Annotated in this window: 20 protein-coding genes; 15 read left to right on the top strand and 5 right to left on the bottom strand. The window is 76.7% G+C overall.

Going from position 1 to position 25,531, the window contains the following annotated elements; all coding sequences use genetic code 11:
• Nucleotides 1-49: 49 nt before the first annotated feature.
• The 5 genes from V9U69_RS05155 to V9U69_RS05135 all read left to right on the top strand — a co-directional run bounded on the left by V9U69_RS05155 (nt 50) and on the right by V9U69_RS05135 (nt 7,494).
• Nucleotides 50-979 carry an SURF1 family protein gene (locus V9U69_RS05155; protein WP_337060239.1) on the top strand — a complete coding sequence of 310 codons (930 nt, stop codon included), beginning with the start codon at nt 50-52 and terminating at the stop codon, nt 977-979.
• Nucleotides 976-1,341 (top strand): DUF3817 domain-containing protein, encoded by a 366-nt coding sequence (locus tag V9U69_RS05150; RefSeq protein WP_337060238.1) that lies wholly within the window; start codon nt 976-978, stop codon nt 1,339-1,341. Before V9U69_RS05155 ends, V9U69_RS05150 begins: the two co-directional genes overlap by 4 nt.
• Before the next feature lie 7 nt (nt 1,342-1,348).
• Nucleotides 1,349-2,290 carry an NUDIX hydrolase gene (locus tag V9U69_RS05145; RefSeq protein ID WP_337060237.1) on the top strand — a complete coding sequence of 314 codons (942 nt, stop codon included), beginning with the start codon at nt 1,349-1,351 and terminating at the stop codon, nt 2,288-2,290.
• Between the two features lie 103 nt (nt 2,291-2,393).
• Nucleotides 2,394-4,523 carry a bifunctional metallophosphatase/5'-nucleotidase gene (locus V9U69_RS05140; protein ID WP_337060236.1) on the top strand — a complete coding sequence of 710 codons (2,130 nt, stop codon included), beginning with the start codon at nt 2,394-2,396 and terminating at the stop codon, nt 4,521-4,523.
• Nucleotides 4,524-4,689: 166 nt separating this feature from the next.
• The gene (locus tag V9U69_RS05135) at nt 4,690-7,494 is read left to right on the top strand and encodes a SpoIIE family protein phosphatase (RefSeq protein WP_337060235.1); all 2,805 of its coding nucleotides are present in this window, start codon (nt 4,690-4,692) and stop codon (nt 7,492-7,494) included.
• A gap of 239 nt (nt 7,495-7,733) precedes the next feature.
• Here V9U69_RS05135 and V9U69_RS05130 read toward each other — a convergent pair whose 3' ends face one another.
• Both V9U69_RS05130 and V9U69_RS05125 read right to left on the bottom strand, forming a co-directional pair.
• Nucleotides 7,734-9,920, bottom strand: coding sequence for an MMPL family transporter (locus V9U69_RS05130; protein ID WP_337060234.1), 2,187 nt, complete (start codon nt 9,918-9,920; stop codon nt 7,734-7,736).
• 10 nt (nt 9,921-9,930) lie between these two features.
• Nucleotides 9,931-10,530 carry a TetR/AcrR family transcriptional regulator gene (locus V9U69_RS05125; protein ID WP_337060233.1) on the bottom strand — a complete coding sequence of 200 codons (600 nt, stop codon included), beginning with the start codon at nt 10,528-10,530 and terminating at the stop codon, nt 9,931-9,933.
• A gap of 203 nt (nt 10,531-10,733) precedes the next feature.
• On the opposite strand from V9U69_RS05125, the gene pcrA reads away from it, so the two are divergent.
• From pcrA to V9U69_RS05105, 4 genes are all read left to right on the top strand, one after another.
• On the top strand, nt 10,734-13,100 hold the full coding sequence (gene pcrA, locus V9U69_RS05120; RefSeq protein ID WP_337060232.1) for a DNA helicase PcrA: 2,367 nt from the start codon (nt 10,734-10,736) through the stop codon (nt 13,098-13,100).
• 130 nt (nt 13,101-13,230) lie between these two features.
• Complete coding sequence (locus V9U69_RS05115) at nt 13,231-14,772, top strand: DUF2252 domain-containing protein (protein ID WP_337060231.1); 1,542 nt, start codon at nt 13,231-13,233, stop codon at nt 14,770-14,772.
• A 202-nt stretch (nt 14,773-14,974) separates the two neighbouring features.
• Nucleotides 14,975-15,253 carry a hypothetical protein gene (locus V9U69_RS05110; RefSeq protein ID WP_337060230.1) on the top strand — a complete coding sequence of 93 codons (279 nt, stop codon included), beginning with the start codon at nt 14,975-14,977 and terminating at the stop codon, nt 15,251-15,253.
• Nucleotides 15,254-15,387: 134 nt separating this feature from the next.
• Nucleotides 15,388-17,319 carry a diguanylate cyclase domain-containing protein gene (locus V9U69_RS05105; RefSeq protein WP_337060229.1) on the top strand — a complete coding sequence of 644 codons (1,932 nt, stop codon included), beginning with the start codon at nt 15,388-15,390 and terminating at the stop codon, nt 17,317-17,319.
• Between the two features lie 12 nt (nt 17,320-17,331).
• Here the strand turns inward: V9U69_RS05105 and V9U69_RS05100 are convergent, their stop codons facing one another.
• Nucleotides 17,332-18,258, bottom strand: coding sequence for a CPBP family intramembrane glutamic endopeptidase (locus tag V9U69_RS05100; RefSeq protein WP_337060228.1), 927 nt, complete (start codon nt 18,256-18,258; stop codon nt 17,332-17,334).
• 140 nt (nt 18,259-18,398) lie between these two features.
• Between V9U69_RS05100 and V9U69_RS05095 the strand changes: the two genes are divergently transcribed.
• Both V9U69_RS05095 and V9U69_RS05090 read left to right on the top strand, forming a co-directional pair.
• Nucleotides 18,399-19,700 carry a sensor histidine kinase gene (locus V9U69_RS05095; protein WP_337060227.1) on the top strand — a complete coding sequence of 434 codons (1,302 nt, stop codon included), beginning with the start codon at nt 18,399-18,401 and terminating at the stop codon, nt 19,698-19,700.
• 26 nt (nt 19,701-19,726) lie between these two features.
• On the top strand, nt 19,727-20,437 hold the full coding sequence (locus tag V9U69_RS05090; protein WP_442907603.1) for a response regulator: 711 nt from the start codon (nt 19,727-19,729) through the stop codon (nt 20,435-20,437).
• 8 nt (nt 20,438-20,445) lie between these two features.
• Here the strand turns inward: V9U69_RS05090 and V9U69_RS05085 are convergent, their stop codons facing one another.
• Nucleotides 20,446-21,432 (bottom strand): class I mannose-6-phosphate isomerase, encoded by a 987-nt coding sequence (locus V9U69_RS05085; protein ID WP_337060225.1) that lies wholly within the window; start codon nt 21,430-21,432, stop codon nt 20,446-20,448.
• A gap of 13 nt (nt 21,433-21,445) precedes the next feature.
• Complete coding sequence (locus V9U69_RS05080) at nt 21,446-22,237, bottom strand: glucose 1-dehydrogenase (protein ID WP_442907602.1); 792 nt, start codon at nt 22,235-22,237, stop codon at nt 21,446-21,448.
• Nucleotides 22,238-22,454: 217 nt separating this feature from the next.
• On the opposite strand from V9U69_RS05080, the gene V9U69_RS05075 reads away from it, so the two are divergent.
• From V9U69_RS05075 to V9U69_RS05060, 4 genes are all read left to right on the top strand, one after another.
• A complete protein-coding gene (locus V9U69_RS05075) occupies nt 22,455-22,610 on the top strand; it encodes a hypothetical protein (RefSeq protein ID WP_337060223.1) in 156 nt (51 codons plus the stop codon).
• Nucleotides 22,611-22,916: 306 nt separating this feature from the next.
• The gene (locus V9U69_RS05070) at nt 22,917-23,267 is read left to right on the top strand and encodes a TNT domain-containing protein (RefSeq protein ID WP_337060222.1); all 351 of its coding nucleotides are present in this window, start codon (nt 22,917-22,919) and stop codon (nt 23,265-23,267) included.
• A 559-nt stretch (nt 23,268-23,826) separates the two neighbouring features.
• Nucleotides 23,827-25,260 carry an OFA family MFS transporter gene (locus V9U69_RS05065; protein WP_337060221.1) on the top strand — a complete coding sequence of 478 codons (1,434 nt, stop codon included), beginning with the start codon at nt 23,827-23,829 and terminating at the stop codon, nt 25,258-25,260.
• Nucleotides 25,257-25,421, top strand: a complete 165-nt coding sequence (locus V9U69_RS05060; RefSeq protein ID WP_337060220.1) for an MFS transporter small subunit — start codon at nt 25,257-25,259, stop codon at nt 25,419-25,421. The genes V9U69_RS05065 and V9U69_RS05060 overlap by 4 nt, the downstream gene beginning before the upstream one ends.
• Nucleotides 25,422-25,531 lie beyond the last annotated feature (110 nt).

The raw sequence follows: 25,531 nt of genomic DNA, 5'->3' as shown, positions 1-25,531 counted from the left end.
GGCACCGGCGCCCGGCGGGAGGACCGCCCGCGCCGCGTACCCTTCAGGGGTGGCCCACCCCTCCCGGACAGGCGCCGGTGCGCGCCGCGCCGCCACCCAGGTGGCCGTGCTCACCGCCGTGGCGTGGCTGGCCGCGGCCGTCTGCGTCGTGCTCGGCCTGTGGCAGTGGAACCGGGGCAACGTGGTCATCAGCCAGGCCCCCTCCACGCGTCCCGTCGTGGAGGTGGAGCGGGTCGTCTCCGCCGCCGCCCCCGGCGACTCCGCCGGCGCGGTCCTCTCGCAGGACGAGGTGGGCCGGCGCGTCCAGGTCAGCGGCACCGTCGACCCCGCGGTGGACCTCCTCGTCCCCGACCGCGCCCTGGACGGCCGCGACGGCTCCTGGGTGCTGAGCGTCGTGCGCCTCGACGACGGCACCGGTGTGCCCCTCGTGCGCGGCTGGGTGCCCGAGGGGACCGCGGCCCCCGCCGCCCCCACCGGGCGCGTCGACCTCCTCGGCGTCGTGCAGCCCCCCGAGGTCTCCGACATCGCCCCGTCCAGCGCCGCGCTGCCGGAGGGGCAGACCTACGTGGTCAGCGCCGCCGACCTCGTCAACCGCGTCGACTACCCCGTCGCCAGCGCCTACGTCACCGCCGCCGAGCCCGTCGCCGCGGCCGGCGCGGACACCGCCGCGCTGCGCGCCGTGCCGCCGGCCGACCCCGGCGAGTCGACCCGGCGCCTCGACTGGCGCAACCTCGCCTACGCCGCCCAGTGGTGGGTGTTCGCCGCCTTCGCCCTCGTCCTGTGGCGCCGCGCCCTGCGCGACCTGCGCGCCGACCGCCGCGCCGCCCTCGCGGGCGACGTCCCGGACGACCCGCCGGACGACCTGGAGCGCCACCTCGGGCGCGACCCCGCCGCCGCCGCCGGGACCGCGCCCCGGCAGGATCGGTCCCCACACCCCGCCGACGGTCCGGGAGGACGAGACGTGAGCAGCACCCGATGAGCACCGAGCGCACCGCCCCGGCCCCGCAGGTCACCAGCCGGATCCGCCCGGCCCTGACCCGCTACCGCGTCATGGCGTGGGTCACGGGCATCGGCCTGCTCTTCGTCGTCGCCGGCATGGTGCAGGAGTACGCCCTGGACCGCGGCGACTCCATCACCCGCGTCATGGGCCCCGTGCACGGCCTGTTCTACGTGCTGCTGCTCATCACCACGTTCGACCTCGGCACCCGCGTGCGCTGGCCGTGGTCGCGGATGCTGCTCACCGCGCTCGCCGGCACCGTGCCCTTCCTGTCCTTCTACGCCGAGCGGAAGAACCACCGCGCCGTCGAGGAGCAGTTGGCGGGCCGCCCGGCGGCGAGCTGAGGAGCCCGTGACGACGACCGGCCCGGGCGCCACCGGCGATCGCCCCGCCCTGCAGCGCGTCGCCGTGCACGTCGCGCTGCGCTCCGGCGGGCGGCTGCTCGTGCGCGACGACCCGCACGGGGCGGTCCTGCCGTGGGCGGTGCTCGCGCACGGGGAGACCCCCGTCGCCGGTGCGCAGCGGGCGCTCGCCGCCGCCGGCGCGCCGCCCGCGCGGGTGGCCGGGCCGCTGGAGGTGCGCGACGACGTGCGCCGCGCCGTCGGCGAGGAGGTGCCGGGCCGCCCGCGCGGCGTGGACCTGCACACCGTGCACGTGGTGCTGGGCGCGAGCACCGCAGGACCGGGCCGGGACGCCCCGGCCGGCCCCGCCCGCTGGGTGCCCGACCCCGGCACCCACCCCCTGGCCGACGGTGCGCGCGTGCGCGTCGAGCCCGCCGAGCTGCGCCGGTTGCGGGTCCCCACCGACGACTCGGTGCCCGTGGTGCGCCAGCGGCTGGCCGCCTACGCCGTCGTCGTCAGCCCCGCCGGGGAGATCCTGCTGACGCGCCTGTCCGCGATCACCCCCAGCCCCGGGCGCTGGACGCTGCCCGGCGGCGGCGTCGACCACGGCGAGCACCCGCTGACGGCCGCCGTGCGCGAGGTCCACGAGGAGACCGGCATGGAGGTGGAGGTCGACGGCCTGGCCGACATCGGCTCGGAGCACTTCACCGGCCGGTCCCCGCGCGGGGTGCTGGAGGACTTCCACGCCGTGCGGGTGCTGGTCACCGCCACCGCCCGGCAGGTGCGCGAGCCGCGGGTGCTGGACGTCGGCGGCAGCACGGACGCCGGGTCGTGGGTCCCGCTGGCCGAGGCCGAGCGGTGCGCCCTGGTGGGCGTCGCGCACCGCGGCGTGCAGATCGCGCTGCGGCAGCGGGAGAGCGGCCCCGGCGGCTGGGCGGCCGGCGGGGACTGACCCCGCGGGGGTGACGCGGGGCGCGTCCGGTCACAGGCGTTCCCAAGGGGGCCCCGCGACTGGCAGACTCCGCGCGCCTGTCCCCCCTCGTGGAAGCGAGCTCATGAGCCGTCCCCTCGTTCGACTCGTCGGTCCCGCTGCCGGTCTCGTGGCGTTCACGGGTTCGCTGGGCGTGGTGTGCGCCGGTCTGGCCCCCGCGGCCCTCGCCGCGCCCACCGCCACCGCGACGCCCACCGCCACGGCGAGCGCGGCACCCACCGCCGGTGCGACCACCACCGCGACCGCGACGCCCACCGCGACGCCCACCGAGACGTCCACGCAGGCCCCGACCGGGGCGGCCGCCGCGGCGCCGGCCGGCGCGGTCGCGGAGATCCTGCCCGACCCCGGCCCGGGGCGGACGCAGATCCAGATCGGCGCGTTCAACGACTTCCACGGCCGCCTCGAGGCGCCCGACGAGACCGACGACGGCGCCCCGATCGGCGGCGCCGCGCAGCTCGCCGGGGCCCTGGACGCGCTGCGCGCTCAGCAGCCGAACACCGTCGCCGTCTCGGTCGGCGACAACATCGGCGCCTCCACGTTCACCTCGTTCATCCAGCAGGACGAACCCACCCTGGAGGCGCTGAACGCCATGGGGGTGGCGGTCTCCGCCGTCGGCAACCACGAGTTCGACAAGGGCTACACCGACCTCCTCGAGCGCGTCGGCGTGGACGGCGTCAGCGGCCTGGCGGACTTCCCGCACCTGGGTGCGAACGTGCTGCGCGCCGACGGCAGCCCCGCGATGCCCGCGTTCGCCACCGCCGACGTCGCCGGCGTGCGCATCGGGTTCGTGGGCGTCGTCACGGAGGCCACGCCGAGCCTGGTGGCGCCCGACGGCATCGCCGGGCTGCGGTTCACCGACCCGGTCGAGGCCGCCAACCGCGTCGCGGCGCAGCTCTCCGACGGCGACACCGCCAACGACGAGGCCGACGTCGTGGTGCTGCTGGCCCACGAGGGTTCCGAGGGCACCGACTGCGAGGAGGTGCGCACCTCCGGCCGCTTCGGCGAGATCGTGCAGGGCGCCTCCGCGCAGATCGACGCGATCCTCTCCGGGCACACGCACCAGCTCTACGACTGCGAGTTCCCGGTGGACGGGAAGCCGCTGGCCCGCCCGGTGCTGTCCGCTGCCTCCTACGGCACGGCCCTGGACCGCGTCGTCCTGAACGTCGACGACGCCACCGGCGAGGTCGTCGCCCAGGCCCACGAGGTCGTCCCCGTGGAGGGTTTCGCCCCCGACGCCGAGGTGCAGGCGATCGTGGACGCGGCCGTCGCGTTCGCCGCGGAGGAGGGGGCGCGACCGGTCGGGCGCATCACCGCCGACGTCACCCGCTCGTTCTCCGGCGGCGAGGACGACCGCGGCACGCAGTCGCCGCTGGCGAACCTCATCGCCGACGCCCAGCTGCAGCAGACGCGGGGCGCGGGCGCGCAGATCGCGCTGATGAACCCCGGCGGCGTGCGCGACGACCTGGAGTTCGCCGCCTCCGGCAGCGAGGGCGACGGGGTCGTCACCTACGCCGAGGCCGCCGCCGTGCAGCCGTTCGCGAACTCGGTGGTGACCCTCACCCTCACCGGCGAGCAGGTGCGGCAGGTGCTGGAGGAGCAGTGGCAGCCGGAGGGTTCCTCGCGGCCGTTCCTGGCGCTCGGCGTCTCCGACGGGTTCTTCTTCACCTACGACCCGGACGCGCCCGCCGGTCAGCACATCACCTCGGTCACGCTGGACGGGCGGGAGCTGGACCCGGCGGCGACGTACCGGGTGACGGTGAACAGCTTCCTGGCCTCCGGCGGGGACAACTTCACCACCCTCGCCGAGGGCACCGAGCGCACCGAGCTGGGCCGGACCGACCTGGAGGCGTTCACCGCCTACCTGGGCCTGCCGGAGAACCAGCCGCTGACCGCGGACCAGCAGCCGCGCTCGGCGGTGGCCGCGGCCGCCCCGAGCCCGGCGCCCACGACGTCGGCGCCCGCCCCGGCGCCGACCACCACGGCGCCGGCGGCCGCGCCGACCTCCTCGGCGTCCGCGGCGCCGGTGCGCACCACCCGTCCCAGCAGCCGGCCCACCCGCACCGCGGTCACCGGGACCGGTCGCCTGGCGCGCACCGGCACCGACGTCGCCCCGTACGTGGCCGGCGGTGCGGGGCTCGTCCTCGTCGGCGGCCTGCTGATCGGTGCGAGCCGCCGGCGGGGTGCGCGCGCCTGACGGCGCCGCCACCGCCCGGCGCCCGACGGCGCCGCCCGCCGAGGGGTCACCCGGTCCGCCCGGGTGACCCCTCGGCGCGTCGCCGCCCGCGCGGCGCGCTCTCCCGGTGGGCCGGTCGCCGATCCGGACCCTTAGCATCACTGGAGTGAGTGACCCCCTACGGAGGGTGACCGGGGAGGGGTCCCCGTCGCCCGCCCCCGGCCCCGCCGGGGACGCCGCGACGCACGCCGGCAAGCGCGACACCCGGGTGGCCATCGAGGCCGCCCTGCTGCCGGCCGTCTTCGAGAGCCCGGCCCTGGCGGTCATCGCGCTGGACCGGCAGGGACTGGTCACCGCGCTGACGCCCCCCGCCGAGCGCCTGCTGGGCTACGCCGAGAGCGAGCTCGTCGGTGAGCCGCTGCACGAGCGCCTGCACCACCACCGCCCCGACGGCAGCCCCCTGGACCGCCGGGACTGCCCCGTCGTCGCCGCCCTGGAGGAGGCCCGGCCCGCCTGGGGCGACGGGGACGTCCTGGTCCGCAAGGACGGCTCGCTGCTCGTCGTCGACTGGGCGTTCGCCCCCGTCGTCCTGGCCCGCACCCTCACCGGTGGGGTCCTGACCTTCCACGACCCGGGCGCCCGCACCGACCGGACGTCGCGGGAGGGGGTGCGCCTGGCCGCCGCCGAGGCCGCCAACCTGCGCCTGACCCTCCTCGCCGACGTCTCCCGCTCCCTGGCCTCGGCCGCCACGGGGCTGTCCGAGGCGCTCGGGGCCATCGCGCGCAGGGTGGTGCCGGTCCTCGCGGACTGGGCGGCGGTCGACCTGCTGGACGAGCGCGACGGGCACCCCCGGCGGGTGGCGCTGGTGCACCGGGACCCGGACGTGGACCCGGACCGGCTGGCGCGCCTGGGGCAGCTGCCGCCCCTGGTGGCCGAGGCGCGGGACCCGCTGGCGCAGGTCCTGCGGGGCGCGCCGCTGCAGCACGTGCAGGACGTGGCGGTGCTGCAGGACGACCACGAGGGCGCGGGCGACGCCTGGACGGGGCGCACGGCCGTGGTGCGGGCCCTGGGGGCCGTCGAGGCGATCGTCGCGCCCCTGCGCGCCCGCGGCCGCGTGCTGGGCGCGCTGACCCTGGTGCGCACCGACCCCGGTCGCCCCTTCCAGCCGGAGGACGTCGCGTTCGCCGCCGACCTGGGGGAGCGGGCCGCCACGGCGGTCGACACGACCCGGCTGCTGGAGGGGGAGCAGCGCCGCGCCGAGCAGATGCAGCGGGCGCTGCTGCCCGACCTGCCCGGCCGGATCGGCGAGCTGGAGCTGCACGGGCTGTACCAGCCGGCCGGTGACCGCGCCCAGGTGGGCGGCGACTGGTACGACGCGTTCCCGCTGGACGGCGGTGACGTCGCCCTCGTCCTCGGCGACGTCGCCGGCCACGACCTGCACGCGGCCACCCGCATGGGGGCGATCCGGCACAAGCTGCGCGCCATCGCCGCGGACCGCCTGGACCGCCCCTCGGCGGTCCTGGCGCGCCTGGACCGGGTGCTGCAGCGCTTCGCGCCCGCCGACGTGGCCACCCTCGTGCTCGCGCGGCTGCGGCCGGGAGGTGCGGGGTGGAGCACCGAGTGGTCCTGCGCCGGGCACCCCCCGCCCCTGCTGCTGGTGCCCGGGTCCGCGCCGCGCCTGCTCGACGTCGAGGCGGACCCGCCCCTCGGGGTCGCCGACCTGCCGCGCCACGACGTCCGCGAGGTGCTGCCGGCCGGGGCCACCGCGGTCCTCTACAGCGACGGGCTCGTCGAGCACCCCGGCGAGTCCCTCACCGACGGCCTGCGGCGCCTGGTGGCCGCCGGCGCCGGGCTGGAGGACGTGCCCCTGCCGCAGCTGTGCCGGGACCTGCTGGGACGGGTGCGCCCCGCCGGCGGCGACGACATCGCCGTCCTGGCGGTGCGCCTGGGGGCCACCGGGGCTGTCGAGGCGGCTGGGGCCGGCGGCGCCCAGAAGCTGGTGCGGGTGCGGCTGCTCGGCGTGCCGCTGCGCGTGCGCGCGGAGCACCTGCGGTGCACCGAGGCGCTGCTGCGGGAGCTGACGCTCGTGCGCATCGGCGCCCGGCAGGAGGTGCCGGCGTCCCTGCCGCGACGCCTGCTCGACCTCGCGGCGGAGCTGCAGCACACCTACGCGCCCCTGCTGACGCAGCCCGTCGCCGACCTCGACGCGGCCACCGCTGCCGGGCGGGAGCACTGCGACGTCACCTCCCGCGTGCCCCCGGCCGCCGCCGGCTTCGCGGAGCGCGCCCTGGCGGCGCTGGAGGAGGCCGACGCGTTCTGCCGCGCCGAGCGGCACCTGCTCACCCTGCCCGTGCCGCAGGAGGTGGTGGCCTACCGCCGCTGGCTGCTCGGCGAGTTCGTCCACCAGGTCGACGGCGGTGCGCCCCGGCCGTGGCGGGCCCCGGACCCCCGGCCACCGGCGGGCCCCGGGCGGACCGCCGCGGCAGCGCCCGCCCCGTCGGCCGCCGAGTCGGTCGCCGGTGACGACGCCGGGTGGTGCCCGGTGGGCGAGCCGCTGCGCCTGGACCCCGAACCCGGCGCGGCCGCCGCGGCCCGGCGGCACGTGCGCCGGCTGCTGCGCGGCGCCGGCGCGCAGGACGTGGAGGAGGCCGCGGAGCTGGGGGTCTCCGAGCTGGTGACGAACGCGGTGCTGCACGCCCGCACCCCCGCCACCGTCGCGGTGCGCACCGGCCCCTCCGGGGCGGTGCGGGTCGAGGTCGCCGACGCCTCGGCCGCACCCGTGCAGCAGCGCCGCTTCGGCCCCGGGGCCGCCACGGGGCGGGGGCTGCGGCTGGTCGGCTCGATCTCCACCGCGTGGGGGGTGGACCCGCTGCCCGCGGCGGCCGGGCCGGGCAAGGTGGTCTGGTTCCAGCCGTCCGCGGACGCGGAGGGCGGGGACGCCGGGGGGTGGGACGCCGGCGACTGGGCGGCCGACCTCGCCGACCTGCTCTGAACCGACCTGCTCTGGACCGGCCCGCTCGCGCAGGGCGCACGGGCCCCGGACGCGCGCAGGGCCACCCGGGGACTCCGGGTGGCCCTGCGTCCACGACTGGTGGTCGCCCCGACGGTCGCCTCGCGGCGAACGGCCGCTCGTAGCGGCTGGGGGTGAGGCCCGGGGACACGTACCGGAGCGACCTCCCTGTCCAAGCACGCCGGGGTCCTCGTGATTCCGGACCCCGGATGTGACCCCCGTCACGTCGTGGAGCGCACCTCGCGGCGCTCCAGCGCGGCGCCCTCCACGTCCAGCGCCGGCAGCCAGCGCAGCCAGCGCGGCAGCCACCACGCCGAGCGCCCCAGCAGCGCCAGCGCGGCCGGCACCAGCACCATGCGCACCACCACCGCGTCGGCCAGGATGCCGATCGCCAGCGCGAACGCGATCGGCTTGATCGTCGCGTCGCCCTCCGGCACGAAGCCCGCGAAGACCGCGAACATGATCGCCGCGGCGGCCACGACCACCGGGGCCGCCTGCCGGAAGCCGGTGCGCACCGCCGCCACCGGGTCCGCGCCGTGGGCGTGCGCCTCGTGCATCCGCGAGACGAGGAACACCTGGTAGTCCATCGCCAGGCCGAACAGGATGCCGACCACGATGATCGGCGCCAGGCTCAGCAGCGGCCCGGTGGCCTCGGCGTTGACGACGTCCTTCAGCCAGCCCCACTGGAACACCGCGACGGTCGCGCCCAGCGACGAGCCGATCGTCAGCAGGAAGCCCAGCACCCCCACCAGCGGCACCAGCAGCGAGCGGAACACCAGCACCAGCAGCAGCAGCGCCAGCCCGACCACGAGCACCAGGTACACCGGCAGCGCCTCGTCCAGGGTCCGCGAGACGTCCACGCTCACGGCCGTGTTGCCGGTGACGTACGCCTCGGTGCCCTCCGCGGTGTCGGCGGCCAGGCGCGCGCGGATGTCGGCCACCAGCTCGCGGGTGGCCTCGTCGTCCGGGCCGGTGGTGGGGATGACGGTGACCAGGGCGGCGGTGGCGTCGGCGTTGGGCTGCGCCGGCGTCGCCAGCGCCACGCCCGGCAGCCCGGCGACCTCCGCCTGCACCTGCTGGGCGCGCTCGTACGCGCCGTCACCGTCGACGAGCACGAGCAGGGGCCCGGTCACGCCCGGACCGAAGCGCTCGGACAGGATCTGCGTGGCGCGCGCCTGGGTGCTGTCCTCCGGCGGCAGCTGGTTCAGGGTGGTGCGCAGCGAGAACACCGGCACCGCGACGACCGCCAGCACCACCGCGGCGGCGAGCAGGCTCGGCCAGCGGTGCCGGGTGACGGTGCGCGCCCACCGGCTGAAGAACCCGCGCCCGTCGGCGTCCGGGGACGGCAGCGCGACGTGCTGGCCCCCCTCGTGCGCCAGCGCCCGCCGGGCCCGCCGGGACAGGGCGCGCGTGCCGATCAGCCCCAGCGCCGCGGGCACCAGGGTCAGCGCCACGAGCACCGCGACGACGACGGTCGCGGCGGCCGCCAGGCCCATCTCGGTGAGGAACGGGATGCCCGCCACCGACAGGCCCGCCAGCGCGATGACGACGGTCAGGCCGGCGGTGAGGACCGCGGAGCCGGCGGTGCCGGTGGCGATCGCGGCGGCCTCGGGCACCGGCCGGCCGTCCAGCAGCTCGTGCCGGAACCGGGTGACGATGAAGAGCGCGTAGTCGATGCCGACGGCCAGGCCGAGCATGACGGCGAGGATCGGGGTGGTGGACTGCAGGTCCACGAACCCGGTGAGCACGGTGATGCCCAGCACCCCGGTGCCCACCCCGACGAGCGCGGTGAGCAGGTTCATCCCCGCGGCCACGAGGGAGCCGTAGGTGACGGCGAGGACCACGAGGGCGGCGACGACGCCGACCGCCTCGGCGGCCCCGCCGACCTGCGAGACCTCCAGCGTGGCCTCGCCGGTGGCCTCCGCGGTCAGCCCCGCCGCGCGCGCGTCCTCCAGCACGCCCCGCAGCGCCTCGCGCTGCGCGTCGGTGATCTCCGGGGCCCGCACGTCGTAGGTGACGGTGCTGTAGGCGGCGCGCTGGTCGGGGGAGACGGTGGGTGCGGCCGGGTCCAGCGGGTTCGTCGCGCTCGCCACGCCGTCCAGCTCCTGCAGCTGCGCGACGACCCGCGCGACCGCGGCGGCGTTCTCCGGCGCGGTGACCCGCTCGTCCCCGGGCGCCTGCAGGACCACCTGGGCGCTCGCTCCGGTGGAGCGGTCCCCGAAGCGCTCGTCGATCAGGCGCAGCGCGGTCGTGGACTCCTGGCCGGGGATCTCGAAGGTGTTCACGGTGGAGCCGGCGAGGGTGGCGGCGCCGACGCCGGTGCCCAGCAGGACGAGCACCCAGACGCCCAGGACGAGCAGGCGGTGGCGCACCGCCCCCAGTCCCAGGCGGTGCAGGAAGGTGGCCACGGGTCTCTCCTCAGTCTCGGGCGTCGGTGGGGGGCTCGGCGGGGGGGTCGGCGGGTGCGTCGGCGGGGTGGCCGAGCGCCCCGGTCGCGGCGGCGACCAGCAGCGGGCGCACGAGGTGCGGGGGCTGGTCGCGGCAGGCGAGGGCGGCGGTGGCGAGGCCGCCCAGGCAGGTGGTCAGCCGCACGACGCGCTCGGCGGGGGCGTCGGGCGGCGCCGCGAAGGCCTCGAAGAGGGCGGCGGCCAGCTCCTCGAGCCGGCGGGCCTGCTCCTCGACGCCGCCGCCGACGCTGGACAGCGCCAGGGCGGTCAGGCCCGGGCGGGCCAGGGCCAGGTCGGCGAGGGCGCCGACGACAGCGCGGTCGCGGGCGGGGCCGGGAGGGGAGGCGGCGACGCCGCCGGCGAGGCGGTGCACGTGCTCCAGCGTCAGGGTCAGCGCGGCCTCCGCCAGCGCCTCCTTGGTGGGGAAGCGGTGCAGCAGGCCGGTCTTGGAGTAGCCGGTGGCGTCGGCGACGCGCTGCACCGAGGTGTGGGCGACGCCGTGCCGGGCGAACAGGGCGGCGGCCGCGTCGAGGATCTCCTCGTCGATCTGCTGCCGGGTGGGACGGGGCACCGGACCAGGGTAGACCGGGAAGGACCGGAGTGGTCGGTCGAGGACCGCGGCGGTCCAGCGCCACCCGTCCCCTCCAGTGCACCGCCGCCCCGCCCGGTGCGCGCGCCGGAGCGCGTCGGCACCAGCGGTCCCGCGCCGGGGCGCCCCGCGCAGCCCCTCGGGGCGCGCCCCGGTGTCGGTCCGCGGGCCTACCCTGGGGCGCGATGAGCACCCTGTTCGACGACCTCCCCCTCGGCGGCCCGGGCGAGCCCGCGGCCCGCGCCGGCGCGCCCACCGGTGCGCCCACGGCCCGCCGGGGGCCCGGCGCGGTCGACCTGCTGGCCGGGCTGAACCCGCAGCAGCGCGAGGCCGTCGTGCACGCGGGCTCCCCGCTGCTCATCGTCGCCGGCGCCGGTTCCGGCAAGACGCGCGTGCTCACCCACCGCATCGCCCACCTGCTGGCCGAGCGCGGCGCCACGCCGGGGCAGGTCCTCGCGATCACCTTCACCAACAAGGCCGCCGCCGAGATGCGCGAGCGCGTCGCCGCCCTGGCCGGTGAGGTCGTGGGGATGGGCGCGCGCAGCATGTGGGTGTCCACGTTCCACTCCGCGTGCGTGCGCATCCTGCGCCGCGAGGCCGCCACCCTCGGGATGCGCTCGTCGTTCTCCATCTACGACTCCGCCGACTCCCAGCGCCTGATGACCATGGTCGTGCGCGAGCTGGAGCTGGACCCCAAGAAGCACGCCCCCCGCGCGCTGAGCGCGATGGTCTCCAACCTCAAGAACGAGCTCGTCGACGAGGAGGAGTACGCCGAGCGCGCCGCGGCCGAGACCGCCACGCCCGCCGAGAAGGTCCTCGCGCAGGTGTACCGCTCCTACCAGCAGCGGCTGCGCCAGGCGCACGCGATGGACTTCGACGACCTCATCATGTCGACCGTCCACCTGCTGCAGGCGTTCCCCGACGTCGCCGAGCACTACCGCCGCCGCTTCCGGCACGTCCTCGTCGACGAGTACCAGGACACCAACCACGCCCAGTACGTGCTGGTGCGCGAGCTCGTCGGCGGCTCGGTCAGCGAGGCCGCCGCCCGCGGCGGGCACGCGCTGGCGGTGCCGCCGGCCGAGCTGACCGTCGTCGGCGACGCCGACCAGTCCATCTACGCCTTCCGCGGTGCCACCATCCGCAACATCACCGAGTTCGAGCAGGACTACCCGGACGCGAAGACGGTGCTGCTGGAGCAGAACTACCGCTCCACCCAGACGATCCTCACCGCCGCCAACCAGGTCATCTCGGTCAACACCGACCGCCGCGCGAAGAACCTGTGGACCGCCTCCGGGGCGGGGGAGCGGATCGTCGGCTACGTCGCCGACGACGAGCACGGCGAGGCGCAGTTCGTCGCCGACGAGGTCGACCGCCTGCACGACGAGGCGGGCGTGCGCTACGGCGACGTCGCGGTCTTCTACCGCACCAACGCGCAGTCCCGGGCGCTGGAGGAGGTGTTCATCCGCACCGGCCTGCCCTACAAGGTGGTCGGCGGCACCCGCTTCTACGAGCGCCGCGAGGTCAAGGACGCCGTCGCGTACCTGCGCCTGCTGGACAACCCCGACGACACGGTGAACCTGCGCCGCGTCCTCAACGTCCCCAAGCGCGGCATCGGCGAGCGCGCCGAGGCCACCCTGGCGGTGTTCGCCGAGCGCGAGCGCATCCCCTTCGGGCAGGCCCTGGAGCGTGCCGACGAGGCCGTCGGCCTGGTGGCCCGCTCCCTGAACGCGGTGAAGGGCTTCGCCCAGCTGGTCGCGGACCTGCGCACCCTGGCGGAGTCCGGCGCCTCCCCGGCCACCGTGCTGCAGGCGGTGCTGGAGCAGACCGGCTACCTCGCCGAGCTGCGCGCCAGCGGCGACCCGCAGGACGAGTCCCGCGTGGAGAACCTCGCCGAGCTCGTCGCGGTGGCCGAGGAGTTCTCCGACGCCGACCCCGACGGCACCCTGTCCGACTTCCTGGAGCGCGTCTCCCTCGTCGCCGACGCCGACCAGATCCCCGAGGAGGAGGACGGCGGCGGTGTCGTCACCCTCATGACCCTGCACACCGCCAAGGGCCTGGAGTTCCCCGTCGTCTTCCTCACCGGCATGGAGGACGGCACGTTCCCGCACCAGCGCTCCCTGGGCGACCCGGACCAGCTCGCCGAGGAGCGGCGCCTGGCGTACGTGGGGCTCACCCGCGCCCGCGAGCGGCTGTACCTGTCGCGCTCGGCGGTGCGCAGCGCGTGGGGCGCCCCCCAGCAGTACCCGGCCAGCCGCTTCCTCGACGACGTCCCGGCGGACCTGCTCGACTGGCGGCGCGGGGAGGCTGCGTTCGCGGTGTCCGCCGCGTCCTCGTCCGCGCCGCGCCCGCCGTCGCGCCCGGTGACGCGCTCGGCCGGCACCCGCCCCGTCGTCAGCCTCAGCCCCGGCGACCGCGTCACCCACGACAGCTTCGGCCTGGGCACCGTGGTGCGCCTGGAGGGCGAGGGCGACAAGACCGTCGCGCACGTCGACTTCCGCGGCGAGGGCACCAAGCGCCTGCTGCTGCGCTACGCGCCGGTCGTCAAGCTCTGAGGCGGCGCGCGGGGTCCGGCCGGCGGCGAGCACGTCCCGTGTGACGTTCTCGTCACACGGGCGCGGGCCGGCGTTGCGGTCCTGTGACACCGCGCATGGTCGCCCGGGGGCCGGGGGTACCCGTGCCGGCATGGACGACGCCGGCACCAGCACCCTGCCCGACCTGCGCGGCACCACCCGCGGCGAGCTGCTCGACGCGGCCCGTGAGCGCGGCGTGCCCGTGGGCGCCCGGATGACGAAGCGGGAGCTGGCCGAGCGCCTCGCCGACGGCGGCGGCGACCCGCGCACCGAGACCCACCCGGACCGCCAGCCCCGGATCGCCTCGCGGGTGGAACCGTTCCGGCGGCTCGCGCGGGCCCGCGCCGAGGGCGACGTGGTGCTGCTGCCGCGCACGCTCACCGGCGACGACCGGCGCATCCACGTGCGCCAGACGATCCGGGAAGACCACCAGGTCCGCATCGCCCGCGGCGACGAGGAGTCGCGGGCGAAGTTCGACAAGCTCGCCGGCTCGCTGTTCAGCTTCTTCCGCGGCACCAGCCTGCTGTTCTACCGGGACATGGCCGGGGAGGACGCGTGGATGCCGACGGTCCTGGCGGCCGGGGACGTCCACCCCGACAACTTCGGCGTGCTGCCCAACCGCGACGAGGTCCCGGTCTTCGGCATCGACGACCACGACGAGGCGTTCTTCGCCCCGTTCACCTGGGACCTCAAGCGCGGCGCCACCGGTTTCGTCCTGGCCGCCGACGAGCTGGGCGGCCAGGGCCGCCGCAAGCAGCGCGCGATCGCCCGGGCGTTCGTGGAGGGCTACGTCGAGGCGATCAGCTCGTACGCCACCGAGGAGGGCGAGCTCGAGCACGAGCTGCGCCGCGACAACTCCCCGAAGCTGATCCGGGACCTCATCGACGACGCCCTGTCCCCGGGGCGCGCCCGGTGGCTGGCCGAGGACTACCTCGACGAGCAGCGCCGCGGGTTCAAGGCCAGCAAGAAGCTGGTGCCGATCTCCAGCCGGCGCGAGGAGTTCCAGGGGGTCGTCGACCGGTACGTCGCCGCGGGCGGCCTCGACGTGCCGGAGCGCGCCGCGGGCATGCGCGTCAAGGACGTCGCCGAGCGCAAGGGGCAGGGCACCGCGTCGCTGGGCCTGACCCGCTACTACGTGCTCATCGAGGGGCCCGCGGGCGACGGCACCGACGACGTGGTGCTGGAGTTCAAGCAGGCCCGCCGCTCGGCCCTGGACGGGCTGGTGCCGCCCTCCGACTTCGACTCCACCGGCCACGGCGACCGCGTCGCGCACGCCCAGCGGGCCCAGCTGGTGCGCGGGGACGCCTTCTACGGCAGCGCCGAGCACGACGGGCTGAGCCTGCTGGTGCGCGAGCGCTCCCCGCTGCGCAACTCCCTGGACCTGGAGGACCTGTCCGGCTCGCAGTGGCTGGAGTACGCCCGCGTCTGCGGCGGCGTCGTCGCCCACGTGCACGCCCTCTCCGACGAGGGCGGCGGGCTCGACCACGACGTGGAGCCGGCGATCACCGCGGCGATCGGCCCGGAGGAGCTGTTCGTCGACGACGTCGTGCGCTTCGCCGCCGACGCCGCCGAGCGCGTCCGCACCGACCACGAGACCTTCCGCGCCGACCACGCGCTCGGCGCGTTCCGGCGGGTGGACGTCGTCTACCGCTGACCCGGTGGCTCGCGGGCGACCCGGTGGCTCGCGGGTGGCTCGCGGGCGACCCGGTGGCTCGCGGCTGGCTCGCGGGTGGCCCGCGGGTGAGCGGGTGGTGAGCGGCTGCGGCGGGCCCCTGGTGCCCGGTGGCTCCGTGCCCCAGACTCGCTGCCGTCAGGCCACGGAACCTCGGGCCCACGCCTACGGCAGGAGTTCAACCATGAGCGAGCTGCGCGCTGGACCGGTCGTCTCGGGACGGGTCTACGTCGTCGACGAGGTCGCGGGCCGCGCCCCGCGGGAGCTGGAGGACTTCACCGGGGAGACGACCTTCCGCGTCTCCCACGGGCCGCACGTGCACGAGGTCGTCGGCGTCGGGCGCGTCCTGGACGGGGCGGTGCGCGTGCACGAGAAGGCCGGCGGCCCCGGCGGCAAGGACGTGCGGGTCTGGCAGGTGCGGCGCACCGAACGGGGTTTCGAGGCCGAGCACGCCGGTCGCTGACGCGCACGGGACGGCGCGGGGCGCGTGAGCCGCCCCACACGACGCTCAGGTCCGCCGGGCGCCGCGCCGATACCGGGAGACGGTCGAGTGCGGGAGCCCGGTGCCCGCCGGTTCCGGTGGGGGAGGTGGGCGGCGTGGGGACGCGCGGTGCGCGAGTGGCGCTCGTGGTCAACCGGGTGGAGGACTACGCCCTTCCGGTGATCAGGGGCATGGAGTCCGTCCTCGCCCCGGCCGGTGCCGCGCTGCTGGTCCTCGTGCACCCCCGCACCAGCGCGCAGCCGCACCCCTGGGTCGAGCGCCTGCGCCGCGCGGGCAGCATCGACGCGCTCGTGGTGACCACCGTCGCGGACCCGGTCACCGGCGTCTCCGACGTCGCCGGGCTGGCCGCGCAGGCCGGCGGGCTGCCCGTGGTCACCCTCGGCGGTGACGTGCCCGGCGTGCCCGACGTCAGCTGCGACAACGCCACCGGCACGGCGCTGGCCGTGGACCACCTGCTCGCCGGCGGCCGGCGGCACCCGCTGCTGGTGGCCGGTCCCGCCGACTCCGCCGACTCCGCCGAGCGGGAGGCCGCCTTCGCCGCTGCCGTCGCCCGCGCCGGGTTGCCCCCGGCACCGGTGGTGCGCGCCGACTTCCACCGCGAGACGGCCTACCGCCGCACCGTGCAGGCCCTGGGCCCGCTGGGTGCCGTCGACGCCGTCTTCGCCGCGAACGACGAGATGGCCCTGGGCGTCCTGGACGCGCTCGCCGTGCGCGGGTGGCGCGTGCCGGAGGACGTCGTGGTCGCCGGCTTCGACGCCACCAGCGCCGCGGCCACCGCCGAGGTGCCGCTGACCAGCGTGGACCCGCGCCTGGCGGAGCAGGGCGAGCGGGCCGCGCGGCTGGTGCTGGGCCTGCTGCGCGGCGAGGCCGTGCCCGCGCGGGTGCGCACGGGGTGCGAGCTGGTGGTGCGCACCTCGACGGCCGGTCCCGAGGGCGCCGGGCCGGGTGCCGTCGTGCCCGCGGAGCTGCTGCGGGACGCGCGGGCCGGGCTCGTGGTGACCCACCACCTGCTGGGCCTCAAGCACGACCTGTCGTCGGTGACCGGCGAGGACGACCTCGCGCGGGAGCTGACCGCGCACCTGCCCCGCGTCGGCGTGCGGCGCGCGCACCTGGCGACCGTGCACGACGGCCGGGCGCGCCTGCTGCACAGCACCGGCACCCCGCCCGCCGCCGCCCCCACCGGCTCCTACCCGGTCGAGGAGCTGCTGCCGGGCGAGCGGCGCGGCGAGCTCGCGCACGGCACCCTCGTCGTGCAGGTCCTGGCGCCCGGCGGTCACGAGCGCGGGTTGCTGCTGTACGAGCAGGACCGCCTGGACCGCTACACGGCGCAGGCGCTGCAGCAGGAGGTGACGGGTGCCCTGCAGGCGCTGCAGCGCGCCCGCCGGGCCCGTGCGCGCGCCGCGGAGCTGGAGCGCCTGGTCGCCGAGCGCACCGCGCAGCTGCAGGCGGAGGTGCGCAGCCGGCGCCTCGCCCAGGAGGAGCTGACCCGGGCCAACGCCCGGCTGTCCGAGGCGCTGCTCGTCGACGGGCTGACCGGCGTGCGCAACCGCCCCGCCTTCGACGACGCCCTGCGGCGCGCGTGGCGCGAGCACGAGCGCACCGGGCAGCCGCTGAGCGTCCTGCTGTGCGACGTGGACCGCTTCAAGGCGTACAACGACACCGCCGGGCACCTCGCCGGCGACGCGTGCCTGCGCGCCGTGGCCGCCTGCATCGCCGACGCGGTGCGCCGCAGCGACGACGTGGTGGCGCGCTTCGGCGGGGAGGAGTTCGCCGTCGTCCTGCCCGACGCCGGCACCGCGGCCGCTGAGCGCGTCGCCGCCCGGGTGCTGCGGCGCGTGCGGGCGGCGGCCCTGCCGCACCCGGGCTGCGGTCCGGGCGTCACCGTGTCCATCAGCGTGGGCGTCGCCACGAGCGCGGTGGCCGCGGGCTCCGGCCCCGAGGACCTGCTGCGCGCGGCGGACGGTGCCCTGTACCGGGCGAAGGACACCGGCCGCGACCGCCTCGTCCTGGCCGGCGCCCCGTCCTGAGCCGGCGGTCGCTCAGCTCGCCGCGCGCCCGGGGCGGCGGGCCAGCGCGTCCACCGCCGCGGCCGCCGCGAGCATCCCGGCGACGTCCAGGACGACCAGCACGGGCGGTGCGCCCGTCTGGGCGACCGCCTGCGCCAGCGCCCCGGTGAGCACCGCCGGCACCACCACCACCACGTTGGTCACGGCGTGCAGCACCACGGCCGCCTCCAGGCCGCCGGTGCGGTGCACCAGCCACGACGCGACCAGCGCGAACACCAGCCGGTCGGTGAACAGCCACGCGTCCTGCGCGCCGTGCGCGGCGCTGAACAGCGCGGCGGAGACCACGGCGGCGAGCACCGCACCCACCACCGGCCGCGCGCACCACGAGCCCAGGGCCTGGCTCAGCCAGCCGCGGAAGAACCACTCCTCGCCGGCCGCCTGCAGCGGGGTGGTCAGCAGCACCACCGCCAGCAGCGCGACCGCCTGACCGGCGGCGGGTGCGGTGCCCTCCCCGAACGCGGGGCGGCCCGCCAGCACCTCCGCCACCGCCATCGCCAGCGCCGCGGCCACCGCGACGGCCAGCACCGGCGGCAGCACGCGCAGCGCCCACCGCCACCGCCAGCGGCCCGCCACCGACGACACCAGGCCGGGCTCGCGCCCGTGCCCGGCGCGCACCGCCAGCCGCGCCAGCGGGATCCCCGCCGCCAGCGCCAGGTTCGACAGCAGCAGACCCCACCAGCTGCCGAGCAGCGCCTCGTCCAGGGCGGCGCCCTCCAGGCCCGTGGCGAACCAGGCGACCCCGTAGCCGAGACCGGTGAGCAGCACGAGCACCAGCAGGCCCCCGGCCACGACGGCCGCGCCCACCAGGGGACGCCACCAGCGGTGCCGCGGCCCGCGAAGCGCAGCGGTGTACGGGGCGGTGCACGGGATCGTGCAGGGGGTGGGGGGTGCTTCGCTCACACCCCGAGGCTGCCCGCGGGGCGCACCGCGCCGCGTCCGCCGCCGGGGTGCGCCGGCCGTCGACCGAAGTCGACGCCGCGGCCGCGGAGCGCGACGTGCGGTGCTCCCTCGGGCGGTGCCGGCCCTCCTAGCCTGGCGGGGTGAGCAGCGCGGTCGGCGGGACGGTCGGGAGCGGACGTGCGGGCGGGGTGCTGCCCGGTGCGCCGCCACCGGTGCGGGGGCCGGCGAGCGAGCCGGTGCGGGGGCCGGTGCGGGGACGGTGTCGCCGGCGCGTCGCGCTGCGCCTCGCCGGCGACACCGTCGTCGTCCTCGCGTGCTGGGCGACGGGGATGGTCCTGCTGGGGGTGGAGCTCGACCCGGGCTTCGGGCCGCGGGTGCGCGGTGACGCGGCCCTGGTCGCCGACGTCCTGCTCGGGGCGCCGGCCACGCTCGCCCTCTACGCGCGACGGCGCGCGCCCGTGCTCGTCGCGAGCGTCCTCGTGGTCGTCTCCGCGGTGTCCGTCGTCGCGGGCGTGCCCGCCCTGGTGGCGCTGTTCGGCGTGGCCGCGCGCCGCCGCTGGCCCGTGGTGGCGGCGGTGGCGGCCGGTGTCGTGCTGGCCGGGACGGTGTACGGGCTGCTGTGGCCGGACCCGGGGTTCCCCGCGTGGGCGGTGCCGCTGGTGGGGCTCGCCCTCGTCGTGCCCGTGGCCGGCTGGGGCGCGTACGTGCGCACCCGTCACCAGCTGATGACCTCGCTGCGCGAACAGGCCGAGGCCGCCCGCGCCGAGCAGGAGATGCGCGTGCAGCGGGCCCGCGCCGCCGAGCGCTCCCGCATCGCCCGCGAGATGCACGACGTCCTGGCGCACCGCCTGTCGCTGGTGAGCATGCACGCCGGGGCGCTGGAGTTCCGGCCCGACGCGGACCCCGCCGACGTCGCCCGCGCCGCCGGTGTCATCCGGGCCGGCACCCACGAGGCGCTGGAGGACCTGCGCGGGATCCTCGGCGTGCTGCGCGCCGAGGACGTCACCGGCGCAGCGGGGGAGGAGGCGCGCGGGCGCCCGCAGCCCACCCTGGACGACCTGGCGGAACTGGCCCGGGAGGCCCGGGAGGCCGGCGGGCGCGTGCGGCTGGACGTGGACGTGCCCGCCCGGGCGCAGGCGCCCGCGCTGGTGGGCCGCACCGCCTACCGCGTCGTGCAGGAGGGGCTGACGAACGCGCGCAAGCACGCCCCCGGCCGCGAGGTGCGCGTCCACGTCCGGGGCGCTCCCGGGCACGGCCTGGAGGTGGTGGTCGACGACGCCGCGGGCGCGCCGGCGGCGCCGCGCCCGGGGGGTGCGGTGCCGGGCGCCGGGCTCGGCCTGGTGGGGCTGGCCGAGCGGGTGGCGCTGGCCGGCGGTGAGCTGGAGCACGGCCCGTCCGGCGACGGGTTCCGGCTGCGGGCGCGGCTGCCGTGGCCGGCGTGAACGGGGCCGGCGTGGACGGGACGGGCGTGGACGGGACCGGCGTGGACGGGGCGGGCGCGGGTCCGGCGGGCGGGCCGGTGCGGGTGCTGCTCGTCGACGACGACCCGCTGGTGCGCTCGGCGCTGCGGATGGTCCTCGGCGGCCCGGACGACCTCGAGGTCGTGGGGGAGGCCGCCGACGGGGAGGAGGCCGTCGCGCTGGCCGCGGCGACCGCACCCGACGTGGCGCTGGTGGACGTGCGGATGCCGCGCCGCGACGGGATCAGCGCCGCGCGGGAGATCACCGCCGCCGGCGCCACGCGCGTGGTGGTGCTGACGACCTTCGGGGAGGACGAGGCGGTGCTCGCGGCGCTGCGCGCCGGCGCGGACGGGTTCCTGCTCAAGGACACCCCGCCCGCGGAGATCGTCGCGGCCGTGCGTCGCGCCGCGGCCGGCGAGCCCGTCCTCTCGCCCGAGGTCACCCGCCGCCTCATGGGGCACGTCGCCGGCTCCGCGGGCGCCGGCGCCGGGGTGGACGAGCGCCGCGAGCGGGCCCTGCGGCTGCTGTCGCGGCTGGGGGAGAAGGAGCGCGAGGTGGCGGTGGCCGTCGGCCGCGGCCTGCCGAACGCCGACATCGGGGAACTGCTGTCGATGCGCACCTCCACCGTGAAGGCGTACGTCTCGCGCGTCATGGAGCACCTGGAGGTGGACAACCGCGTGCAGGTGGCGGTCCTCGTGCACGACGCCGGGCTGGTGTGAAGACCCCCTCAGCCGGGCAGGTGCCCCCACAGCACGTCCAGCTCGCCCTCCACCTCGACCTCGCCCAGCGCCGTCGGCAGCAGGAACGTGCTCGCACGCGCCAGTTCCCCGCTCCAGTCCCCGGCCCGGACCGCGACGGGTGCGGGGCCGACGTTCGTGAGCACCTGAGCGGTGCCGAACTCCCGGCGCACCCGCACCGGGTGGCCGCACCGCCAGCGGCGCAGCACGAAGTACGGACCCTCGCAGCACACCGCGCGGCGCACGCCGTCGTCGTCGGCGGGCACGGTGGCGTCGGTGACGGTGGGCCGGGCGTCCAGGTGCGTCTCGCGCAGCAGCGCCTGCACGTTCTCGCGGCGGCGCTCGTCCGGCACGGGGGAACCGTCGGCCATCTCGTACGGCATCGCGTGCTGCTGCGTGTCGGAGGTCTGCTCGATCTCGTAGATCAGCGTGCCCGGGCCGAAGGAGTGGATCGTGCCGCCGGGCACGTACACGGTGTCGCCGGCCGCTACCGGGATCCGCTCCAGCACGGCGTCGAACTCCTGCGCCAGCAGCGCCTCGCGCAGCCGGTCGGCTCCGACGCCGGGGCGCACCCCCACCAGGGCGGTGGCGTCCGGTTCCGCGGCCAGCACGTGCCACGCCTCGGTCTTGCCGTTCTCCTGCCCCTCGAACTCGCGTGCCGCGGCGTCGTCGGCGTGCACGTGCACCGGCAGTGCGGTGTTCCCGTCGATGAACTTCGTCAGGATCGGGAACCGGGCGCCGGACCAGCCGGGACCGACCAGTTCGGCGGGGTGCTCGCGCACCAGGTCGCGCAGCGGGGTGCCGGCCAGCGGGCCGTCGGCGACGACGCCGACCTCACCGTCCACGTCGCTGACCTCCCACGTCTCGGCGACGCGGCCATCGGGCAACCCGCTGCGCCCCAGCACGTCGGCGATCGCGCGACCGCCGAAGACGTGCTGCTTCACGGACGTGCTCAGGCGCAGCGGGTACCACTCCACGACGGGGCTCCCCTCAGAGGATCGGCTTGCCGCCGGTGACGGCGATGCGGGCGCCGGAGACGTAGCTGGACTCGTCGGAGGCGAGCATCACGTACACCGGTGCCAGTTCCGCCGGCTGGCCCGCGCGGCCCATCGGCACCTGCTGGCCGAACTGCGCCACCTTCTCCTCCGGCATGGTGGACGGGATCAGCGGCGTCCACACCGGGCCGGGGGCCACGGAGTTCGCGCGGATGCCGCGCTCGGCGAGCAGTTGCGCCAGCGAGGCGGTCATGTTCGCGATGGCGGCCTTCGTCGCCGCGTACGGCAGCAGCGTCGGGCTGGGGTTGTCGGAGTTCACCGAGCTGGACCCGATGATCGACGCGCCCGAGCGCATGTGCGGCAGCGCCGCCTTCGTCAGGTGGAAGAACGCGCTGAGGTTCGTGTGGATCGTGCGGTCCCACTCCTCGTCGGGGGTCTCCTCCAGCGAGTCGCGGTTCATCTGGAATGCCGCGTTGTTCACGATGACGTCGATGCGGCCGAACTCCTCCACGGCCTTGGCGACGACCGCCCGGCAGTGCGCCGGGTCGGCCAGGTCACCGGGGACCAGCACGGCCCTGCGGCCCGCTCGCTCCACCCACTGCGCGGTGTCGCGGGCGTCCTCGTCCTCGTTCAGGTAGCTGATGAGGACGTCGGCGCCCTCCCGGGCGTAGGCGATCGCGACGGCGCGCCCGATGCCGGAGTCGCCACCGGTGATGACGGCCTTCTTGCCCTCCAGGCGCCCGGTGCCCCGGTAGCTCTCCTCGCCGTGGTCGGGCTTGGGGTCCATCGCCCCGGTGGTGCCGGGGACGTCCTGCGACTGCTCGGGCTGCTGACCGGACTCCGTCACGGTTCCTCCTCGTTCGTTCGACCTGGTGGGCCTCGCCCGGGCGGGGTGCCGCGCGGGCCTGCTCTGCGCCTACCCGTTCGGCCGGTCCTCAACCGCGCCGCGTCGCTCCGGGCTCGCTCCGGCCGGGGACCGGCTCCGGCGCGCCGCGCAGCTGGGCGTGGCGGCGTCCGCGTTCGACGACGTCCTCGGCGTCGGCGAGCGCCTGCGCAGCGCGGTGCTCCTGGCCGGCCCGGGCGGTCCCGGTGGCCCGCGCACCTCCCCGGCCGCGGACGGCGGCACCGAGGTGTCGTGGCCGGTGCGGTGGCCGGGCTGAAGGTCCTCGGGGCGGGTTCCACCCTCGTGTCGGCGGGCGACCTCCTGGACGCCCTCGCCGACTGGGGCAGCGGCGAGATCGACGGCCAGGACCTCGTCCAGCGCGGCACCCGGGAGGAGATGCTCGCGCCGCTGCGCAGCGGCCTGCCCTCCGGCCCCGGCTGGTCCCGCCTTCGGGACAAGACCGCCGAGGAGGAGGAGCGGCTCGTCAACCCCTACGGCGGGGCGCAGCCCGACCACGGTGCCGGTCTCAACGCGAGGTCGCAGGCCCCGGGCGAGCTGCACCCGTCGGTGCGGGACCTGCCGGGTGCCGGGGACGAAGGTCGCCTTCTCGGACGCCGAGGAGTTCATCGCGACCTACGGGGACCGGTTCGACCGCATCGGCTCGGACTCGGGGAAGTACCTGGGTGTCCCACCCGGGACCCCGTTCCCGCAGCGAGCCCTGCCGCCGGACTCGCTCGGCAAGGAGCTGCACCGGTACGAGTTCACCGGGCAGTTGCCCGACGACGTGCTCATCGAGGTGTCGGAGGTCGCCAGAGGACTGGGCCGGCCGGGAGGCGGCGTCCAGGTACGCTTCCTGAGAACCCTGCCGGACCGCTCGACCGAGCCGATCAGCGTGTCGGAACCGAGTCCCGAGAGGATGGGGGTGCTGCGGTGAGCGGGCTGCTGGTGGACCCCCGGGTGCTCGAGGTCGTCGAGGGGGCCGGTGCTGGAGCAGGGGTTCAGAGCGACGGCGTGGTGTGGTTCGGCGACAGCGAGGACCGGTTCCTGCTCACCCGTCGCGATGAGCTGTGGGTGCTCGGTTCCATCAGCCGCAGCAGCCGCCACCCGGTGCTGGTGTCCGCGGAACTGGTCGCGGTGGGACTGCTGCTGGTGGACTCCTGCGGCGGGTCCTGGCGTCGCGCGCGGGGACTCGTGCCGGTGCGCCGGACGGCGCAGTTCTCGGAGGTGCCTGCCGGCGTGCGGGTGCGCTGGTGTCGTCCTTCCGCGACCCCGAGGGTGCCCCCTTGTTCGCGCCTGTCACCGTGCCGCCCCCGGTCGCCGGTCCTGCGCCGCAACCGTCGTCGCCGCCGCGGTCCCTGCGGCGCGGGTGGTTCGGCCGCTGAGGCCGTCCGGCCGCCGGGGCAGGCGCCTCCCGGCGCGTCGATGGCGCACCGGCTCCGGTGGCCGTAGCGTGAACGTTCCACCAAGGACCACCGCACGCGAAGGAGCACCTCGTGGTGTCCGTCCTCGACCGCCGGCGCAGCATCGCGCCCCCCGGTTTCAACCGCTGGCTCGTGCCCCCCGCGGCCCTGGCCGTGCACCTGTGCATCGGGCAGGTGTACGCGACCAGCGTCTACAAGAACGCCCTCGTGGAGCACTTCGGCGTCGGGAACACCGAGATCGGCGTGGTGTTCTCCATCGCCATCGTCATGCTCGGGTTGTCCGCCGCCGTCGCCGGCACCTGGGTGGACCGCAACGGCCCGCGCAAGGCCATGGCCACCTCCGCGCTGTTCTGGGTCACCGGCTTCCTCGTCGGTGCCCTCGGCATCGCCACCTCGCAGCTGTGGTTGCTGTACCTGGGGTACGGCGTCATCGGCGGCATCGGCCTGGGCATCGGGTACATCTCCCCGGTCTCCACGCTCATCAAGTGGTTCCCCGACCGCCCCGGCCTGGCCACCGGCATGGCCATCATGGGTTTCGGCGGCGGTGCGCTCGTGGCCAGCCCGCTGTCGACACGGCTGCTGGGCGTCTACGACGACGCCTACGACCCGACCGTGGCCGGCAGCGTGCCCAGCGGTGAGGCCGTGGCGATGCTGTTCGTCACCTTCGCCGTCGTCTACGCCCTGTTCATGTCGTTCGGCGCCGCGACGGTCCGGGTCCCGCCCGACGGCTGGCGCCCGGCCGGCTTCGACCCGGCGGCGGTGCGTTCCCGTGCGCTCGTGACGACCGCGAGCGTCTCGGCCCGCAACGCCGTCCGCACCCCGCAGTTCTGGCTGCTGTGGGTGGTGCTGTTCTGCAACGTGACCGCCGGCATCGGCATCCTCGAGCAGGCGTCACCGATGATCCAGGACTTCTTCCGCGGCGACGGGGGAACCTCCGCCGTGGCGGTCGCCGCCGCGGGCGGTTTCGTCGGCCTGCTCTCCATGGCGAACATGGCCGGCCGCTTCGTGTGGTCGTCCACGTCCGACGTCATCGGCCGCAAGCCGATCTACATGGTGTACCTGGGCGTCGGGCTCGTGGCCTACGTGCTGCTGGCCCTGTTCGGGCAGACCAGCACGGCGCTGTTCGTGCTGCTGGCGGCCGTCATCCTGTCGTTCTACGGCGGTGGCTTCGCGACGATCCCGGCGTACCTGCGCGACCTGTTCGGCACCTTCCAGGTGGGCGCCATCCACGGCCGCCTGCTGACCGCGTGGTCGACGGCCGGTGTCGTCGGCCCCCTCATCGTCAACGGCTTCCTCGACGCGCAGGGCGAGCCGGGGACGCTGACGGCCGCCGCGTACCGCCCGGCGCTGCTGACGATGGTGGCCCTGCTGGCCGTCGGGTTCGTCGCGAACCTGCTGGTGCGGCCGGTGTCCGAGCGCTTCCACGAATCCGGGACGTCCGGCGTCGGCGCGCAGCCGTCGCAGGGCGGCCCCCGCGACGAGCAGCAGGAGAGGAGCGCCTCGTGAGCGCGAGCCAGGGCGCGGGTGCGACGGCCGCCGACGGCGTCGGGGGAGGTGGCGGTGGTTCCGGCGCCCGCGTGGCGGCCGCGTGGGCGCTGGTGGGCGTGCCGCTGCTCTACGGGGTGGTGGAGACGCTCGTGCGCGCCTCCCGCCTCTTCACCGGCTGAACGCCCCCCGCGGTGGCCGGGCGTCCCGGCCACCGCGGGGGCGGTTCCTCAGCGGAACCGCTCGGGGTCCCCGGCGCCCTCGCGCACCACCTCGGGGAAACCCTCCGACA

It is taken from the genome of Kineococcus sp. G2, from assembly GCF_037154035.1.
Lineage (GTDB): Bacteria > Actinomycetota > Actinomycetes > Actinomycetales > Kineococcaceae > Kineococcus.
This window is presented reverse-complemented; position numbering and strand designations above follow the sequence as displayed.